The sequence below is a fragment of the Amycolatopsis sp. NPDC004378 genome (assembly GCF_053602455.1).
In genome coordinates, this window is record NZ_JBSGDR010000014.1 from 133,897 (window position 1) to 152,057 (window position 18,161).

Genomic DNA, 18,161 nt, shown 5'->3' on the forward strand with positions numbered 1-18,161 from the left:
AACAGCTCACCACCCACCGGCCACCGCGCCGGAATCAGCCTCGGCGCCCAGCGCGGCGGAACAACCGGCTCACCCACTCCGCGGCACGCCGGTGCCCCGCCTCGAGCACCTCGTCGAGCCAGTCGCCGTCGACGTCGTGGCTCAGCTCCGTGCGTGCCTGCAGCCAGCCGTCGCGGCTCGTCGCGCCGCCGTCGCTCGAATACACCCGCGTCGCGCCCGCCTGCTTCAGCCGCGCGAGCACGCGCCGGTCGTAGGCGCCGTACGGCAGCGAGAACCGCCGGACCGGGCGGCCGCAGAGGTCGCCGAGCAGCTTCGGGGCGTCGGTGAGCTCGCGGCGGGCGTGCCGGTCGTCGAGGCGGCGCCAGTCCCGCGGCTCCCAGCCGTGCGAACCGATCTCCATCCCGGCGCGCGCGAGCTCGCGCAGGCGGTCGCGGTCGAGGTAGCCGCGCTGCCCGAGGCGGCCGGCGAGCGGGAAGAACTCCGCCGTCAGCCCGCGGTCGACGAGCCGCGGCAGGGCGATCTCGACGTCGGACTCGTTGCCGTCGTCGAAGGTCAGGTGGACGTCCGTCCGGTCCTGGACCGCGTCGAGCACCCGGTCGAACTGCTCGACCGTCACCCAGCGCTCGTCCTCGCCGGGATCGAGCTGCCGGGCCGGCCGGCCGATCCCGTGCACGGCGAGGTTGACCGCCACTGCTCCCACCGCCTGCCACCGCGAGTAGTCGATTTGTTACTTCGATTAATCGCGGTGGCAAACGGGGGAGTTACAGGTTTTCGGCGGCAATCAGCCTTTGCGGATCTCCAGCGTGCAGCACTTCGGGCCGCCGCCGGCTTTCCGCAGCTCAGAGATGTCGACGTAGACCGGCTCGTACCCTCGCGCGGCCAGAAGTTCACCCAACCGGGTGGCCTCCACGGGCAATACGACGTTGCGTCCGTCGGACACTCCGTTGAGCCCGAAACACTCTGCGTCTTCACGCGTCGCCAAAACGGCGTCCGGGAACAGCCGCTGCAGCACGCGACGCGAGCCGGCCGAGAAGGCCTCCGGGTAGTAGACGATCTGCGCGCGGGTGGTGTCCGTCGCCTCGGCGAGGACGAACAGCGCCGTGTCGAGGTGGTAGTAGCGCGGGTCGACCAGGTGCAGCGAGACGACCGGGACGCCGAGGACCTCCTGCGCCTCGGCGTGCGCGGCCGGGTCCGTCCGGAAGCCGGTGCCGGCCAGCAGCAGGGCGCCGGTCCAGGCGAAGTCGCCCTCGGCCTCGTTGATCTTCTCGGGCATGGTGATGTCGCGGTAGCCGTGCTCGACGAACCAGCGGCGGAAGTGCTCGGCCTCGGCGGCGCGCTGCGGCGCGCGGAACCGCGACCCGAGCACGCGGCCGTCGACGACGGTGCCGGAGTTCGCGGCGAAGACCATGTCGGGCAGCCCGGGCTGGGCGTCGATCTCCTCGACGGTGTGCCCGAGGCGGCGGTAGGTGTCGCGCAGCTCGGTCCACTGCGCCATGGCGACGTCGGCGCTGACCGGCTGGGTCGGGTCCATCCAGGGGTTGATCACGTAGTCCACCGCGAAGTGGCGCGGAGGGCACATCAGGTATCGACGGGTGGTCGGTACGCGCATCGCCTGCATGATTGCAGGGTAAGGGCTGCCTAATATCGCAATCAATCGCTGTTCGCTGCGCACATCTGTGCTAAGTGTTGCGTGTGAACACCATCGACCAGCGAATCGTTTCGTGTCTCGTGGCGAACGCGCGGTCCAGCTACGCGGAGATCGGCAAGGTGGTCGGCCTGTCGGCCCCGGCGGTCAAGCGGCGCGTCGACCGCCTCCTCGAAACCGGCATCCTCCGCGGCTTCACGGCGGTGGTCGACCCGGAGGCCCTGGGCTGGGGAACGGAGGCGTTCGTCGAGGTCACGTGCCAGGGCAACATCACCCCGGCCCGCATCCGCGCGCGCTTGGAGCCGTTGCCGGAGGTGGTGGCGGCGTACACGGTCTCAGGCGCGGCGGACGCGATCGTCCACCTGCGAGCGGCGGACATCCACCACCTGGAGACGGCGCTCGAGCGGTTACGCGGGCTGGAGATCGTGGACCGGACCGTGTCGACGGTCGTGCTTTCGCGGCTCTTGGAGCGCCCGCCGACGCCGGAGGAGTGAGCCCCGGCCCGCCGAACAGCGCTGTCGTGCCGATCATCAGCAGGTTGCCGATCAGCGCCGCCAGTACCCTGCCCCGATGACCGACAGCATCGTCAGCGAGCACTCCGGCGGCGTCGCGCTGCTGACCGTCGACGCGCCCGGCAGCCGCAACGCGCTCACCCTCGACCTCTCGGCCCAGCTCGCCGCCGCCGTCGAAGCCGCGGAACGCGACCCGGACGTGCACGCCGTCGTCGTCACCGGGACGCCGCCCGCCTTCTGCGCCGGCGCCGATCTCACCGCGCTGGGCCAGGCCGACGAGACCGGCCTGCGTGCCATCTACGACGGCTTCCTCGCCGTGGCCCGCTGCGCGCTGCCGACGATCGCCGCCGTGAACGGGGCGGCCGTCGGGGCCGGGCTGAACCTGGCGCTGGCCGCCGACGTCCGGATCGCCGGACCGCGCGCGAAGTTCGTCGCCCGATTCCTCGAGCTGGGGCTGCACCCCGGCGGCGGCATGACGTGGATGACGCAGCGGCTGGCCGGCCCGCAGCAGGCCGCGGCGATGACGTTGTTCGGTCAGTCACTCGACGCCGCGGCCGCCGTCCGCGCCGGGCTCGTCCTCGAGGTCGTCGAAGGCGACCTCGTCGCGGCGGCGCGGGAGCTCGCCGCGCCTGCCGTCGCCGCGCCGCGCGAGGCGCTGCTCGCCACCAAGCGCAGCCTCCGGGCGACCGCGTCGCTGGCCGCGCACGCCGACGCCGTCGACGTCGAGATCCAGCCGCAGCTGGCTTCGCTGGCCTCGCCGGAGTTCGCCGAACGGCTCGAAGCGATGCGGGCACGGATCCGGTCCCATTCCTGATCCCACCAGGTGGACTCCCCTCCCCCGAGACCCGTGTCACAGCGAGAAGAGGCGTTTACCCGTTACCATCGGTCACAGATATTTGTCGGACCAGCACAGAAGAAGCCGTAGCGCAGTAATGAGGTCGTCCGGCGCCCGGGACACTAGGAACATCGTTGTCGTGCGCGAGCTAACCTCGTGGTAGTGCCTGGTGATCCGACCGTCGGCGCACCGGGCGGCGACTGACCGCCGCAACGTCGGGAGAGAGGGAATCCCTGACCCATGAGCACGAGTGCGAACGGCAACGGCGCTGGTCACGGCTCGCTCGCCGCGACCAGGCAGACCGAGGTCAGCAAGCTGGACCGGGTCGTGATCCGGTTCGCGGGCGACTCGGGTGACGGCATGCAGCTGACCGGTGACCGCTTCACGTCCGAAGCGGCCGCCTTCGGCAACGACCTGTCGACGATGCCGAACTTCCCCGCCGAGATCCGCGCCCCGCAAGGCACCATTCCCGGCGTCTCGAGCTTCCAGGTCCACTTCGCCGACTACGACATCCTGACCCCCGGCGACCGCCCCGACGTGCTCGTCGCGATGAACCCGGCGGCGCTGAAGGCGAACCTCGGCGACGTCCCGCAGGGCGGGACGATCATCCTCAACACCGACGACTTCATCAAGCGCAACCTGACCAAGGTCGGCTACGCGACCGACCCGCTGGACGACGACACGCTCGCTCCCTACCAGGTGCACCGGGTCGCCATGTCGACGCTGACCCAGGGCGCGCTCGCCGACACCGGCCTCGGCAAGAAGGACGCCGAGCGCTGCAAGAACATGTTCGCCCTCGGCCTGCTGTCCTGGATGTACCACCGGCCCACCGAAGGCACCGAACGGTTCCTGCGCGAGAAGTTCGCCAAGAAGCCCGACATCGCCGAGGCCAACATCCTGGCCTTCCGCGCGGGCTGGAACTACGGCGAGACCACCGAGTCGTTCGCGACGACGTTCGAGGTCGCCCCGGCGAAGCTGGCGCAGGGCACCTACCGGCAGATCACCGGCAACACCGCACTGGCGTACGGGATCGTCGCCGCCGGGCAGCGTTCCGGCCTGCAGATCCTGCTCGGCACGTACCCGATCACCCCGGCCTCGGACATCCTCCACGAGCTGTCCAAGCACAAGAACTTCGGCATCGTCACGTTCCAGGCCGAGGACGAGATCGCCGGCATCGGCGCCGCGCTCGGCGCGTCCTACGGCGGCGCGCTCGGTGTCACCTCGACGTCCGGCCCGGGGGTCGCGCTGAAGTCCGAAGCCGTCGGCCTCGGCGTGATGGTCGAGCTGCCGCTGGTCGTCATCGACGTCCAGCGCGGCGGCCCGTCCACCGGCCTGCCGACCAAGACCGAGCAGGCCGACCTGCTGCAGGCGATGTTCGGCCGCAACGGCGAGTCGCCGGTCCCGATCGTCGCGCCGCTGTCCCCCGCGGACTGCTTCGACGCGGCCATCGAGGCCACCCGCATCGCGCTGAAGTACCGCACGCCGGTGCTGCTGCTCTCGGACGGCGCGATCGCCAACGGCTCCGAGCCGTGGATGATCCCGGACGTCGAGAACCTGCCCGACCTGACCGTCGAGTTCGCGACCGAGCCCAACGCCGACAACGACTCCGGCGAGTTCTGGCCGTACGTCCGCGACCCCGAGACGCTCGCCCGCGCGTGGGCCATCCCGGGCACGCCGGGGCTGCAGCACCGCATCGGCGGTTTGGAGAAGGCCGACAAGACCGGCCACATCTCCTACGACCCGGCCAACCACGACAAGATGGTCCGGCTGCGGCAGGCGAAGATCGACGGCATCGACGTCCCGAACGTGGTCGTCGACGACCCGTCCGGTGGCAAGGCGCGCGTCCTGGCGCTCGGCTGGGGCTCGTCGTTCGGCCCGATCGGCGCCGCGTGCCGCCGGGTGCGCAAGCTCGGCATGCCGATCGCGCAGGCGCACCTGCGTCACCTCAACCCGCTGCCGGCCAACCTCGGCGACATCCTGCGCAGCTACGACAAGGTCGTGGTGCCGGAGATGAACCTCGGCCAGCTTTCCCTGCTGCTGCGGGCGAAGTACCTGGTGGACGTGCACTCGCACACCAAGGTCGCGGGCATGGCCTTCAAGGCCGAAGAGCTGCAGGACCTGTTCTCGGAGATCATCACCGGCGTTGCGACGGAGGCGGCGAAATGACCGCAATCGACATCGGGCTTCCCACTCTCGGCGGCCTGGACCTTGTGCCCACCACCGAAGAGCCGCAGAAGGCCAAGGACTACAAGTCGGACCAGGAGGTCCGCTGGTGCCCCGGCTGCGGCGACTACGTCGTGCTGAACGCGGTCCAGTCGTTCCTCCCCACGCTCGGCCTCAAGCGCGAGAACATCGTCTTCATCTCGGGCATCGGCTGCTCGTCGCGCTTCCCGTACTACCTCAACACCTACGGCATGCACTCGATCCACGGCCGCGCGCCGTCGATCGCGACCGGGCTCGCGACCACGCGCGCGGACCTGTCGGTGTGGGTCGTCACCGGTGACGGCGACGCGCTGTCCATCGGCGGCAACCACCTGATCCACGCGCTGCGCCGCAACGTGAACATCAAGATCCTGCTGTTCAACAACCGGATCTACGGCCTGACCAAGGGCCAGTACTCCCCGACGTCCGGCCAGGGCATGGTCACCAAGTCGACGCCGATGGGGTCGGTGGACACGCCGTTCAACCCGCTCTCGCTGGCGATCGGCGCGGAGGCGTCGTTCGTGGGCCGGGCATTGGACTCCGACCGCAAGGGCCTCACCGAGGTCCTCGAGGCCGCGGCGAAGCACCGCGGGTCGGCGCTGGTGGAGATCTACCAGAACTGCCCGATCTTCAACGACGGCGCGTTCGACGTCCTCAAGGACGCCGACGAGGCCGCCACCCGGCTCATCCCGCTGCGCGCCGGCGAGCCGATCCGGTTCGGCCCGAACCAGGAGTTCGGCGTCAAGCGCGGCGACTGGGGCGGCCTGGACGTCGCGAAGGTCGCGGACATCGGCGAGGACAACGTCGTGGTGCACGACCCGTCGATCTCCGACACGTCGTACGCGTTCGCGCTTTCGCGCCTCGGCGACCAGAACCTGAACCACGTCCCGACGGGCATCCTCCGCCAGGTCGAGCGCCCGACCTACGACGACGGCGCCCGCGCCCAGGTCGAGGAGGCCCGCGCGGCCCGCACGCCGGACCTGCAGGGCCTGCTGCGCGGCAAGGACACCTGGACCGTCGCGTAAGTCCCGCTTCTCCGAAGGCCGCCATGCCCGGTGCATGGCGGCCTTCGGCGTATTCGGGGTTGCCTGACTTAGGACACGTGTCCTAAGTTTCAGGTCATGCGACCGTTCGTGTTCTTCGACGTCCGGACATCCGACGTGGACGGCAGCCGCCGGTTCTTCGGCGAGCTGCTGGGCTGGCAGACCTCGGGCGCCCTGCTGACCGACGACGGCGTGCCGTGGGGCGGCCTCACCGAGCTGGCGCCGGACGACGCCCGCGCGCCGCAGTGGCTGCCCTACGCGCCGGTGTCCGATGTGGACGCCGCTGCGGCGAAAGCCGTGGAGCTGGGCGGAAAAATCCTCCGGGAGCGCACGGACCTGCCGGTCGGCTCGCTGGTCGTCGTCACCGATCCCGGCGGCGCGGCCCTGGTCCTGTTCCAGGCCGCCTGAAGGTCAGCTGAGCGGGCGGAACCCGACGCGCTCGGCGTCCTCGGCGGTCCGGAACCACACCTCGGCGACCATCTTCGGGAACTGCGCCGAGTCCTCGGTGCAGTACCGCAAGGCCGTCACGCTGGCCTTGACCTCGAAGCCGTCGCTCGGGCGGCCGCCACCGGGGCGCGGCATCGCCGAGCCGGGGCCGAACGGGCCGGGCGGCACCGAGTCGCCCGCCGCCTGCCGCGCGGGCGGTGGCTCCGGCGCCGCGAGGGCCGCCTGGTTCGGCTGCACCGACGGCTCGAACAGCGAGCCGCTGTGCGCGCCGGCGAGGTCGGTCTCGCGCCGCTCGACGGTGCGCATCGACGGCTCGATCGGCTGCGGCGGCTCGAACCCGCCGCGCAGCGCCTCCCGTGGCTGCCGCTTCGGGAGCACCTGCGTCGCCTCGGCGGGGGTCTCCGCCGGGACGTCGAGGTCGCCGTTGGCCGCCACGTCGTCGCCGCCGAACGCGTACTGCGGCGGCTCGGCGGGCTCGGCCTCTTCGGCGGTTTCCTCGGCCTCCGCCGGAGCGCCCACGGAACCCAGGTAGCGCGTGCGCTCCACCGGCTCCTCGAACGGCGACCGCTCGGCGGGCGGCTCGTGGTCGAACCAGTCCGGCGCCGGCGCGTCCTCGGCCGGGGCCTGGAACAGCGAGCCCGCCGCCGGGTCCGGGTCGAGCTGCTGCTCGAGCCGCGAGAGCGCCGGCGCGGCCGGTTCGGCCTCGGGCTCCCCCTCCGGGACCAGGTACTCGGTCGCGGACGCGCGGTACGGGTCCTCGTGCTCGGCTTCGCCGACCGGCGACAGATACTGCGTCGCCGCGCTCCGGTACGGGTCGTCGCCCTCGGGCTCCGGCTCCGGCGCGCGGTAGGCGTCCTCGGGTTCCGGCTCCGGCAGCGTGCCCGGCGGCACCTGGGAGTCCAGCTCGGCGAAGTCCTCGTCGATGTCGTCGTGGATTTCGTCGCGGTTGAACGGCCCGGGCGCGACGAGCGTGCCCGGGTACGACGTCTCCTGCCGCGCCGGCTCCGGCTCGGGCCGCGGTTCCGGCTCGGGCCGCGGCTCCGGCCGGGCGAACACCTCGGTGCCCGGCGCGGCCGCCAGCCCCAGCCCGGCGGCGTTCGCGGGCGTGCGCGCGGCGTCGGCGTGGGCCTGCGCCAGCGCGCTCTCCAGCTTGCGGACGCTCTTGCGGAGCGGCAGCACCAGCACCAGCCAGGTGAGGAGCACGCCGACGAAGAACGCGGCGAGGCTCCACAGCCAAACCTGTCCGAAAATGGACATCTCTTTCCTGCCCCTGTTTAGTGCGTGCGCGCGACCAGGTAGTCGGCGACCGACTCGCACGCGTCCCGGGCGGGTGACGCCGGCAGCGCGGTGAGCTCGGCTCGCGCGCGCTGAGCGTAGTCGGAAAGGGTGACGCGTGCGCGTTCGAGGCCACTACTCGCGCGCAGCAGCTCGAGGGCCTCCCGCACGAGCGCGTCTTCGGCGATCGGCCCGGACAGCAGCTCGACCAGCCGGGGGTCGGTGCCCGGGTCCGCGAGCGCGTAGAGCATGGGCAGCGTCCGGACGCCTTCGCGCAGGTCGGTGCCCTGCGCCTTGCCGAGCTCGTCGGACGGGGACGCGATGTCGATGATGTCGTCGGAGATCTGGAACGCGGTGCCGATGATGTCGCCGAAGCGGCGCAGCGCCTCGATGTGCTCCTCGGCGGCGCCGGACATCATCCCGCCGAACCGGCCGGACGTGGCGATCAGCGAGCCGGTCTTCTGGGCGATCACGGTGAGGTAGTGCGCGACGGCGTCGTCACCCGGTCCGGGGCCCACGGTCTCGCGCATCTGGCCGGTGACCAGCTCGCCGAAGGTCTCGGCGATGATCCGCGCGGCGTCCGTGCCCAGGTCGGCGACCAGGCGCGACGCGTGCGCGAAGAGGAAGTCGCCGGTGAGGATGGCGATGGTGTTGTCCCAGCGCGCGTTGACGCTCTCGGCGCCGCGGCGCATGTCCGCCTCGTCCATGACGTCGTCGTGGTAAAGCGTCGCCAAGTGCACGAGCTCGACCGCGGCGGCGGCGATCACGACGTGGTCGTCCTGCTTCGGCCCGAACTGGGCGGCGAGCAGCGTGAACAGCGGACGAAAACGTTTGCCCCCGGCCTCGACCAGGTGCAACGCGGCGTCGTTGACGGCCTGGACGTCGCTGCGGACGACCTCGCGCAGCAGCTTCTCGACCTCGGCCAGCCCGCCGGCGATGGCGCGCAGCAGGGCCTCGTCGGAGATCTGCAGGCCCACCGACGCGCGCAGGTCCTCGAGGGCGCCACCCGGCGCAGCGGGGAGGGATCCCGCCCCGGGGGCTGGGGAAGGCACAGACACGTCGGCTCCGCTCTACTCGTGCACCGGTCGGGTATGCCTTGAGCGTAGTGGCTACCCCGCGCGGTCGTTTACCCGCTGTCCAGCGGAAACGGTGATGAACGCGACACCCGCGAACGGCCCCCCGTCCGGATACCCCGGGGCTCACCAACGGGTGGTTCATGATCCACGAAGGGGTGATCAGCGGTTTCCGGCGCAACGGACGTCTCCGGCGAGCGGATATTCAGCCGGAGGAAGAGCGTGGCTCTCCCCGGTCGGCAAGGAGGACGCGAAATGCGCAACACCATCGCGAGGCGGGCCGCGCTCGCCGGGACACTGCTGGTGACCGGGCTCGCCGTGACCGCGGCACCGGCACAGGCCGCTCCGCAACCGGGCGTGGCGAACATCGGCTCGGCGGAGTTCACGAAGGCCGGTTCGACGATCAAGGTGCCCACGCAGGGTCACTGCTCGGTGGACGGCCCGACGAGCGCGACGGCCCAGCCGGTCTCGAAAACGGGCATCACGTTCGGCGGCGGCACGTCGTCCTGCACGACGACGGTGACGGACCCGAACACGGACGCCACGACGACCACCTCGACGGCAACGGGCAAGAACTTCGAGCTGTCCGCCCTGGTCAGCGCGGGCGGCCCGCGCGTCAAGCTGGCGACGTTCACGGTGAAGTGCACGGCAACCCAGACGCAGACGAACGCGAACTGGAGCTTCGGCGGGATGTCGGGCATCCCGAACCCCCCGAGCCCGGTCCCGGTCGGCTACACGGCGCCGCTCAAGAAGTCGAACGGAACGGTCCTGGCGAACGCGGTGTTCAACATCCAGAACCTCCCGGGCGACGGCAGCATCGGCCTGACGATGCTGCGGATCGACTTCCTCCCGGCGTCGGGCATCAGCGGCCAGGTGGTGCTGGGCCATACGTCCTGTTCACCAACGCCGTAGAGGCACACCCGAGGGCCGCGGCTCGCTTGCCGCGGCCCTCGTTTCTTTCCCGGCTTTCGACGGTGGGAACCCTGGTAGTCTGCTGGCCGTCGGATACGCAGGGTGCCCGGGGCGGAGCACACTGCAAGCTAGGGGAGAGCTGATGACGACGGGGTTCCACGATGAGTGAGGGGCAACCACCCGCGTACGACCCGAACACACGGCGCGCGCCCTTGCGGCCGATCGTGCCGGAGGCGGGGTCTTACGGGGGCGAGGCCGGAGCTGGGGCCGGCGGAGCGGGGTTCCAGTACGACGAGGCCACCCTGCACGAACTGGTGCGGGAGTGGAACGACCTGGCGAACGAGTTCAAGCTCGACCAGGAGCATGCGATCGTGCTCGCGCGTACCGAGGGACCGGGAACCGAGTACGCGAGCGGCAACAATGCCGAGAAGATTCAGCAGTCCGGAAACTCGCTCCTGGACACGCTGGCTCAGCGTGAAGAGTACTGCCGGAACATGGCCGCCAAGTTCAAGACCGCTCTCGGGCGGTATGCGAGCGCCGAAGACGACCACACCACCGAAATCAAGCATGCCGGAGGCAGTCTCTGATGCGCCGCTTTGTACTCATGCTGAGCGCCTTGCTGCTCGCCGCGACCGCGTGCTCGACGGTGAACCCAGGTAAGCCTTCACCCTCGAGCAACGGCGCCAGCACCAGCTCTTCCACTGAGTCGAGCAGTGCCGTGCCGGGCCCGGGCGTTCCGAAGGTGCCGAGCCCGATCGACGTGACCCGATTCAAGCAGGCACCCTGCGACGCGCTGAAGGCCGCTCAGGCCGCAGAACTGCTGGGCGATGGAGTTTCCGGGAAAGCCGATCTGCAGGGGCCCGCGGGACCGAGTTGCGCTTGGGATTCCGCCGATGTCTCGCAAGCAGGCGTCGCAGTCATCTTCACGGACGCGGACCAGCTCGGCCTTACCAGCGTGTACGCGGCGAAGGACAAGCAATACAAATTCTTCCTTCCCCTGGCTGCCATCGACGGCTTTCCCATCGTGGCGTACGGCGTCAGCGACGAGCGATCGACTCGCGGCCGCTGTGCTGTCGCGCTGGGGGTGAGCGACACCCAGGTTGTGGATATCCACGTCGCTCAATCCGAAAGCAATATTGGCAAGAAGGACCCCTGCGATGCGGCCCATGGGATCGCGTCGCAAGTGCTCGAGAACCTTCGTGGAGCGAAGTGATGGTTACCGAGGGACCGCTGACCGCCGCCCAGATCTATGAGCAGATCACCGGGGGCAATGGTGTTGGGTCGCTCGCTGATGCTCAGGACAGTGCCACCCAGCTGACCACCCGGATGATCGAACGCGCTCAGCGAATCAGTGCTCTGCGGGCCAAGACCATGTCCGGCTGGCAGGGCGCTGCCGGCAGCGCCGCCGCCGATGCCACGCTTCCGCTTGTCCAAGCCGCCGCTGATGATGCTGTTCATCTGAAGAATGCCCAGACTGCTGTCGGGGCTCAGATGGATGCCTTTGGTACTGCCAAGAACTCCGTCAAGCCTGTTGCTCCTCAGCCGCCTGAGCTCACTGCTCGGGATGTTGCTGATGTGCTCAACGGTAAGGGGTTTGGCTCCTACAACACCAAGGTTGCCGGGTGGCAGGCTGATTCGCAGGCCAATATCGACGCCTTCAGTGCCTATCACTCCGCCAGCAGTACCAATGGGGGGCAGATGCCCGCCCAGTACGCGCAGCTTGCCGACTCCGGGGCTCCGGTCTCCATGAGCACGCCCGGTGCGGGAACGCAGAACCAGCAGAACAAGACCGCTGGACCGACCGATACCGGGGAATGGGCGCGGAATCCGCGACAGCCTCAGGTTCCGCCGCAGAAGTCTCAGGTTCCGCCGCAGAACCGGCAGGTCGTGCAGCCGCCGGGGCAGAACCAGGTCCAGCGCACGAATCAACCACCGAACCAAGTCCGGCCGCCCGGGGGTGGCTCGGACAACACCCATGCCAACAACTACGTCCCTCAGCCCGTCATGCCTCCTGCCGCTCAGGGTGGGTACGAGTTCGGGCCCACCGGGCAGCCCGTCAGCAATCTCGGCGGGAGTACCGGCTACACCCCCTACGGGCCGGGCGGGTACGGCAGCGGAATGAACACCGGGACAGGAACAGGCACCGGATACGGCCCGCGAGGAACCGGCGCAGCACCAGGGACAGGGACAGGCGCCGGGTACGGAACACGCGGCCCGGGCGCGGCCAGCGGTGCCCGCATGCCCGAAGAACGCTTCCCCAACTCCGCTGCCGCGCGGGGGGCTGCCGGGCAACGAGGGGCCAACGGCATGCCCATGGGTGGCCAGATGGGCGGCCGTGGCAAGGAAGAAGATCGCGAAAAGAAGAAGGCCCCGTACCTCCAGAACCCGGATCCCGACGAAACCTTCGGCGGGTTCACCGAAAAACCCATGCCGCCGGTGATCGGCGAGAACCGGGCCAAATAGCCGTGCTCAACGCCGAATTCTCGCTGCACACCCTGCTCACCGCCATGCGCGGCGTCGGCTGCGGGGACCCGCACCCGATCTTCGCCGGGGGCCTGCGGTACATCCCGCCCAGCGCGCGAACCCAGGTGAACCGCCAAGCCTTCGAAGAGCTCAGCGAATACGGCTTCACCCAAGGCGACGGCTTCACGCCCGAATTCGAAGACCTCCTGCACCTCATCGACAACCCGGCGCAGGAGCTCTTCGCGTACGCGCGCGACACCGACGCGCAGATCGGCGTGCTCGTCGCCGCCAAGAACCGCACCACCGTCGCCGTGGTGTGCCGGGGGGAACGGGTCGAACTCGCCGGGGTCTCCCCCGACACCCATCCCGTCGACGCCCTCGTCGCGCGGCTGCCCGAGTACCCCGCGGCGAACATCAGGCCGTTCTCCCTGCCGCAGGAGGACTTCCAGGGCGCGCAGGACGTCAGCGACATCTTCGACGACGCCCCCGCGCGCAGCCGGGAAGCCCAAGAACTCGACGCGTTCTTCCAGCAGCGGTACTTCGGCGTCGGGCAGCTGCACGCCGAGGGCAAGACCCTCAGCTACCTCGACCTCGACGCCGGGCGCGTCGGGATCGCGCTCGCCGACGGCTACATCAGCGTCCTGCCCGGTGATCCGCGCGAGATCAGCCGGAAGCTCAAATGAAAAGGCCGCCACCCCGAGCACAGGGGGTGGCGGCCAAGGGAGAAACTCAGAAGGCGAAGCCGCCCGAGCCCGCCCACGAGAGGGCGAACGCCGGGACCAGGCCGAGCACCAGCGTCACGGCCGTGCCGAGGAAAATCGCCGTGCCGGTGCCGAAGCCCGGGACCGAAACCGACGGGCCGTCCGCCGCCGGCTCCGAGAAGTACATCAGGACGATCACCCGCAGGTAGAAGAACGCCGCCACCGCGCTGAACACCAGGGCGACCACCACCAGCGGGGCCATGCCGTCCGAAAGCGCCGCCGAGAACACCACGAACTTCCCGACGAAACCGGACGTCAACGGGATACCGGCGAGGGCCAGGAGCAGGAACGTGAAGACGCCGGCCACCAGCGGCGAACGCTTCGCCAGACCCGCCCACGCCGAGAGGTGCGTTGCTTCGCCCGAGGAATCGCGCACCAGGCTGATCACCCCGAACGCCGCCATCGTCGTGAAGCCGTACGCCAGCAGGTAGAACAGCGTGCTCGACAAACCGTCGCGAGTCATCGCGATCGCGCCCACCAGCAGGAAGCCCGCGTGCGCGATCGACGAGTACGCCACCATGCGCTTGACGTCCGTCTGCGTCAGGCCCAGCACCGCGCCGATCACCATCGAGATGATCGCCACCGCCCAGAGCACCCCGCGCCACTCCCAGGACGTCGACGAGAACGCCACCGACAGCACCCGCAGGATGCCGCCGAACGCGGCGACCTTCGTGCAGGCCGCCATGAACGCCGTCACCGGCGTCGGCGCGCCCTGGTACACGTCCGGGGTCCACGTGTGGAACGGGCCGACCGAGCCCTTGAACAGCAGGCCGACGACCAGCAGGCCGAGGCCCGCGAACAGCAGCGTGTCCGACCGGTCCGAACCCGCCGCCGCGGCCGCGATGTCCGCCAGCTTCACGGAGTTCGCGTAGCCGTAGAGCAGCGCGAGGCCGTACAGGAAGAACGCCGAGGAGAACGCGCCGAGCAGGAAGTACTTGACCGCCGACTCCTGCGACAGCAGGCGACGGCGCCGGGCCAGGCCGCACATCAGGTACAGCGGCAGGGAAAGCACTTCCAGCGCGATGAACATCGTCAGCAGGTCGTTCGCCGCGCAGAACGCCATCATGCCGCCGAGCGCGAACAGCGTCAGCGGGAAGACCTCGGTCTGCATGGTCGTCGCCGTCTGCGCGCGGTCCTGGACCGTGCCCGGGCGGATGCCGGCCTGCGCGACCAGCGCGCCGCCCGGCTCGACCACGCGGTCGGAGATCAGCAGCACCGCGCCGACGCTCAGGGCGAGCAGCGTGCCCCAGAGGAACAGCGCCGGCCGGTCGATCGAGATCGCCCCGCTGAACGTCTTGACGCCGCCCGCGGGCGCGCTGCCCGTGGCGTAGACGATCAGGCTGACGCCGGCCGCGACGATCGCCACCAGGCTCAGCCCGACCTGCAGGCCGAACCGCGAGCGCTTCGCGGCGAACGCCTCGACCAGCACGCTCACGCACGCCGCGCCGAGGACGATCAGCAACGGCAGCACCGCCGGGTAGTCCACCGACGGCGTCGCGATCGGCGGCTCCGCCTGCGTCAGGAGGATGTCGAGCACGGTTACTTGCCTCCCTGGACCGCGGACAGCGTCTGCTGCACCGTCGGGGTGACTGTGTCGAGCACCGGCTTCGGGTAGAAGCCGAGAACGATGATCAGCACGACCAGCGGCGCGAGGAGTGCGATCTCCTTGCCGCCCAGGTCGCGAATCGCCTTCTTCGCGCCCAGCTCCGGCGCGATCGCCGTGCCCGGGCCCCCGCCGACACCCACGAGGGCGTCACCGCGGACCGGGCCCTGCATGACGCGCTGGTAGAGCCAGAGCACGTACGCCGCGGCGAGGACCATGCCGACCGTGGCGAGGATCGTGTACACCGGCTGGTCCACATAGGACCCGATGAGCACCAGGAACTCGGAGACGAACGAGTTGGTGCCCGGCAGGGACAAGGTGGACAGACCGGCGAGGAGGAACAGGCCCGCCAGCACCGGGGTCACCTTGGCCATGCCGCCGTAGTCCGAAATGCGGGTCGACCCGCCGCGCGCGACGACCAGGCCGATGACCACGATCAGCATGCCGGTGGCGAGGCTGTGGTTGAGCATGTACGTCGCCGAGCCGACCATCGCCTGCTCGTTGAACGCGAAGATGCCCAGCGAGATGAACCCGAAGTGGGCGATCGAGACGTAGGCGATGAACCGCTTCATGTCCCGCTGGCCCGCGGCGAGGATCGAGCCGTAGAGGACGCCGATCACCGAGAGCACCAGCACCAGCGGTGCCAGGGTCTTGCTCGCCTCCGGGAACATCGGCAGGCAGTAGCGCAGGAACCCGAACGTGCCGACCTTGTCCAGCACGCCGACCAGCAGGACGGCGACGCCGATCGGCGCCTCCCCCGCCGCGTCCGGCAGCCAGGTGTGGAACGGCACCAGCGGCGCCTTGATCGCGAAGGCCAGGAAGAACCCGAGGAACAGCCAGACCTGCGTGCCGGTCGGCGCGTCGCGCACCACCGTCACCAGCGTGGCCCAGTCGAACGTGCCCTTGCCGAGCTTGTCCGACGCCAGCGAGTACGCCCCGATCGCCGACGCCAGCATGATCAGGCCGCCGAGGAACGAGTAGAGGAAGAACTTCACCGCCGCGTACTGCCGGTTCGCGCCGCCGTAGCCGCCGATGAGGAAGTACATCGGGATCAGCATGATCTCGAACAGCACGTAGAACAGGAAGACGTCGGTCGCGGCGAAGACGCCGATCGTGAGCGCCTCCTGCAGCAGGATCAGCGACAGGAAGCCTCCCGCGCTGCGGCCCGCCGGCAGCTTGTCCATGGTGCCGAGCCCGCCGACGACGATCGGCACCAGCAGCGCGATCACCGCGATCATGATCAGCGAGATGCCGTCGGTGCCGAACGCGATGTGCACCCCGAAGCTCGGGATCCAGTCGAAGCTCGACGTCATCTGCAGCCGCGCGCCCGAAGGCGAGTAGCTGAGCCAGAACGGGATGATCAGCAGGAACTCGAGGACCGAGAACGCCAGCGCGGCCAGCACCGCGGCACGGTCGTTCCCCTTCAGGAACGCCAGCACCAGGGAGCCGAGCAGCGGCACCAGGATGAGGATCAGCAACCAGGTCATCAGGAGAACCTCACCAGCAGGAGAGCCGCCAGAAGCAGGAACGTGCCGCCCAGCATCGACAGCGCGTAGGACCGGACGAACCCGGTCTGCAGCCGCCTCAGCCGGCCGGAGCCGCCGCCGAGCCCGGCGGCGAGGCCGTTGACCGCGCCGTCGACGCCGCGGTTGTCGACGTACACCAGCGCCCGCGAGAGCCAGGTGCCCGGGCGGGCGACCAGCGTCTCGTTGAGGGCGTTGCCGTAGAGGTCCTTGCGCGCGGCCCGGGTGACGAAGGAGACGCGCTCGGGGCGCTCGACCGGCACGTCACGCCGGAAGATCAGGTACGCGATCAGGACACCCAGCAGGGAGAAGACGATCGCGCCCACCGAGATCACCCCGGCGCTCAGCGGCGAGTTGTGCGCCTCTTCCAGCTCGCCGACCGACGGGGTCAGCCAGTGGGCGAAGCGGTCGCCGAGGGCGAAGAACGCACCGGCCCCGACCGAACCGACCGCCAGCACGGCCATCGGGACCCACATGATCGCCTTGGACTCGTGCGGGTGGAAGTCGTGGCCGTCGGCGCTCTTGAGGTCCTTCCAGCGCTCCTTGCCGAAGAACGTCATCACCATCAGGCGGGTCATGTAGAACGCGGTGAGCCCGGCGCCCAGCAGGGCCGCGCCGCCCATCACCCAGCCGCGCCAGCCGCCCTGGCCGAACGCCGCCTCGATGATCGCGTCCTTGGTGAAGAAGCCCGACAGCGGCGGGATGCCGATCAGGGCCAGGTAGCCGAGGCCGAAGGTGATGAAGGTGATCGGCATGTGCTTGCGCAGGCCGCCGAACTTCCGCATGTCGACCTCGTCGTTCATGCCGTGCATGACCGACCCGGCCCCGAGGAAGAGCCCGGCCTTGAAGAAGCCGTGCGCGACCAGGTGCATGATGCCCAGCGCGTACGCGATGGGCCCGAGGCCGACCGCCAGCATCATGTAGCCGATCTGGCTGACCGTCGAGTACGCGAGGACCTTCTTGATGTCGTCGTACGCGCAGCCGATGATGCACCCGAGCAGCAGCGTCACCGTGCCGACCAGCGTGACGATCAGGCGGCCGTCTTCGGTGGCGTTGAAGATGTCCTTCGAGCGGGCGACCAGGTAGACGCCGGCCGTGACCATCGTCGCCGCGTGGATCAGGGCCGAGACCGGGGTCGGGCCCTCCATCGCGTCCGGGAGCCAGGCCTGCAGCGGGAACTGGCCGGACTTACCGCAGGCACCCAGCAGGAGCAGGATCGCCATCGCGGTGATCGCCGCCGGCGAGAACTTGCCGTCGGTGACCGCCTGGAAGACCTGCGCGTAGCCGGTCGAGCCCGCGTACTTGAACATGATGAAGATCGCCAGCGCGAGCCCGACGTCGCCGACGCGGTTCATCAGGAACGCCTTCTTCGCCGCGGTCGCGGCGGACGGGCGGCCCTGGTACCAGCCGATGAGCAGGTACGAGGCGAGACCCACGCCTTCCCAGCCGAGGTACAGCGTCACGAAGCTGTTGCCCAGCACCAGGATCAGCATCGACGCGACGAAGAGGTTCAGGTACGCGAAGAAGCGGTACCGGCCTTCGTCGTCGGCCATGTAGCCGATCGAGTAGTAGTGGATCAGCATGCCGACGCCGGTGATGAGCAGCACGAACGTCAGCGACAGCGCGTCGATCCGCAGCCCGAAGTCCACCTGCAGCGCCCCGACCGGGATCCACGAGTAGACCTTGACGTCGGTCGCCGTGCTCGTGTTCGCGCTGAAGAACAGGATGACGCCGTAGATGAAAGCCAGGGTGACGGTGGCACAGCCGAGCAGATGCCCCCATGCCTTGGCGCGCTTCCCTGCCAGCAGGAGGATCAGGGCGCCGAGAGCCGGTAGGGCCACCAGCAGCCACGATGATGCGGTCACTC

General features: G+C 69.7%; 17 protein-coding genes. 10 read left to right on the forward strand and 7 right to left on the reverse strand.

Going from position 1 to position 18,161, the window contains the following annotated elements; translation table 11 throughout:
• Positions 1 to 34: 34 nt before the first annotated feature.
• Both ACWEN0_RS33185 and ddaH read right to left on the reverse strand, forming a co-directional pair.
• On the reverse strand, positions 35 to 700 hold the full coding sequence (locus tag ACWEN0_RS33185) for a polysaccharide deacetylase family protein (protein ID WP_451982581.1): 666 nt from the start codon (positions 698 to 700) through the stop codon (positions 35 to 37).
• 81 nt (positions 701 to 781) lie between these two features.
• Entirely contained in the window at positions 782 to 1,609 is an 828-nt protein-coding gene (gene ddaH, locus ACWEN0_RS33190) for a dimethylargininase (RefSeq protein WP_451982584.1), read from the reverse strand.
• An 83-nt stretch (positions 1,610 to 1,692) separates the two neighbouring features.
• Between ddaH and ACWEN0_RS33195 the strand changes: the two genes are divergently transcribed.
• The 5 genes from ACWEN0_RS33195 (at position 1,693) to ACWEN0_RS33215 (ending at position 6,645) form a co-directional block, all read left to right on the forward strand.
• Positions 1,693 to 2,139, forward strand: a complete 447-nt coding sequence (locus ACWEN0_RS33195; protein ID WP_026468878.1) for an Lrp/AsnC family transcriptional regulator — start codon at positions 1,693 to 1,695, stop codon at positions 2,137 to 2,139.
• Positions 2,140 to 2,215: 76 nt separating this feature from the next.
• Positions 2,216 to 2,971, forward strand: a complete 756-nt coding sequence (locus ACWEN0_RS33200; RefSeq protein ID WP_451982587.1) for an enoyl-CoA hydratase — start codon at positions 2,216 to 2,218, stop codon at positions 2,969 to 2,971.
• 261 nt (positions 2,972 to 3,232) lie between these two features.
• Positions 3,233 to 5,158 carry a 2-oxoacid:acceptor oxidoreductase subunit alpha gene (locus tag ACWEN0_RS33205; protein WP_451982589.1) on the forward strand — a complete coding sequence of 642 codons (1,926 nt, stop codon included), beginning with the start codon at positions 3,233 to 3,235 and terminating at the stop codon, positions 5,156 to 5,158.
• Positions 5,155 to 6,219, forward strand: coding sequence for a 2-oxoacid:ferredoxin oxidoreductase subunit beta (locus tag ACWEN0_RS33210; protein WP_451982592.1), 1,065 nt, complete (start codon positions 5,155 to 5,157; stop codon positions 6,217 to 6,219). Before ACWEN0_RS33205 ends, ACWEN0_RS33210 begins: the two co-directional genes overlap by 4 nt.
• A 96-nt stretch (positions 6,220 to 6,315) precedes the next feature.
• A complete protein-coding gene (locus ACWEN0_RS33215; protein ID WP_451982595.1) occupies positions 6,316 to 6,645 on the forward strand; it encodes a VOC family protein in 330 nt (109 codons plus the stop codon).
• 3 nt (positions 6,646 to 6,648) lie between these two features.
• Here the strand turns inward: ACWEN0_RS33215 and ACWEN0_RS33220 are convergent, their stop codons facing one another.
• Together ACWEN0_RS33220 and ACWEN0_RS33225 are read right to left on the reverse strand one after the other, a co-directional pair.
• Entirely contained in the window at positions 6,649 to 7,941 is a 1,293-nt protein-coding gene (locus ACWEN0_RS33220; protein ID WP_451982598.1) for a sunset domain-containing protein, read from the reverse strand.
• Positions 7,942 to 7,958: 17 nt separating this feature from the next.
• The gene (locus ACWEN0_RS33225; protein ID WP_451982939.1) at positions 7,959 to 9,011 is read right to left on the reverse strand and encodes a polyprenyl synthetase family protein; all 1,053 of its coding nucleotides are present in this window, start codon (positions 9,009 to 9,011) and stop codon (positions 7,959 to 7,961) included.
• Between the two features lie 276 nt (positions 9,012 to 9,287).
• Between ACWEN0_RS33225 and ACWEN0_RS33230 the strand changes: the two genes are divergently transcribed.
• The 5 genes from ACWEN0_RS33230 to ACWEN0_RS33250 all read left to right on the forward strand — a co-directional run bounded on the left by ACWEN0_RS33230 (position 9,288) and on the right by ACWEN0_RS33250 (position 13,090).
• On the forward strand, positions 9,288 to 9,944 hold the full coding sequence (locus ACWEN0_RS33230; RefSeq protein ID WP_451982600.1) for a hypothetical protein: 657 nt from the start codon (positions 9,288 to 9,290) through the stop codon (positions 9,942 to 9,944).
• Between the two features lie 161 nt (positions 9,945 to 10,105).
• The gene (locus ACWEN0_RS33235; RefSeq protein ID WP_451982603.1) at positions 10,106 to 10,531 is read left to right on the forward strand and encodes a hypothetical protein; all 426 of its coding nucleotides are present in this window, start codon (positions 10,106 to 10,108) and stop codon (positions 10,529 to 10,531) included.
• Positions 10,531 to 11,157, forward strand: a complete 627-nt coding sequence (locus tag ACWEN0_RS33240) for a DUF3558 domain-containing protein (RefSeq protein WP_451982606.1) — start codon at positions 10,531 to 10,533, stop codon at positions 11,155 to 11,157. Before ACWEN0_RS33235 ends, ACWEN0_RS33240 begins: the two co-directional genes overlap by 1 nt.
• The gene (locus tag ACWEN0_RS33245; protein ID WP_451982609.1) at positions 11,157 to 12,407 is read left to right on the forward strand and encodes a PPE domain-containing protein; all 1,251 of its coding nucleotides are present in this window, start codon (positions 11,157 to 11,159) and stop codon (positions 12,405 to 12,407) included. Before ACWEN0_RS33240 ends, ACWEN0_RS33245 begins: the two co-directional genes overlap by 1 nt.
• A gap of 2 nt (positions 12,408 to 12,409) precedes the next feature.
• Positions 12,410 to 13,090 (forward strand): ESX secretion-associated protein EspG, encoded by a 681-nt coding sequence (locus ACWEN0_RS33250; RefSeq protein ID WP_451982612.1) that lies wholly within the window; start codon positions 12,410 to 12,412, stop codon positions 13,088 to 13,090.
• 46 nt (positions 13,091 to 13,136) lie between these two features.
• Here the strand turns inward: ACWEN0_RS33250 and nuoN are convergent, their stop codons facing one another.
• From nuoN to nuoL, 3 genes are read right to left on the reverse strand one after another with little or no spacing between them, the layout of a single operon-like run.
• Complete coding sequence (gene nuoN, locus ACWEN0_RS33255) at positions 13,137 to 14,705, reverse strand: NADH-quinone oxidoreductase subunit NuoN (protein WP_451982615.1); 1,569 nt, start codon at positions 14,703 to 14,705, stop codon at positions 13,137 to 13,139.
• A 2-nt stretch (positions 14,706 to 14,707) separates the two neighbouring features.
• A complete protein-coding gene (locus tag ACWEN0_RS33260; protein ID WP_451982618.1) occupies positions 14,708 to 16,258 on the reverse strand; it encodes an NADH-quinone oxidoreductase subunit M in 1,551 nt (516 codons plus the stop codon).
• Positions 16,258 to 18,159, reverse strand: coding sequence for an NADH-quinone oxidoreductase subunit L (nuoL, locus tag ACWEN0_RS33265; RefSeq protein ID WP_451982621.1), 1,902 nt, complete (start codon positions 18,157 to 18,159; stop codon positions 16,258 to 16,260). Before nuoL ends, ACWEN0_RS33260 begins: the two co-directional genes overlap by 1 nt.
• Positions 18,160 to 18,161 lie beyond the last annotated feature (2 nt).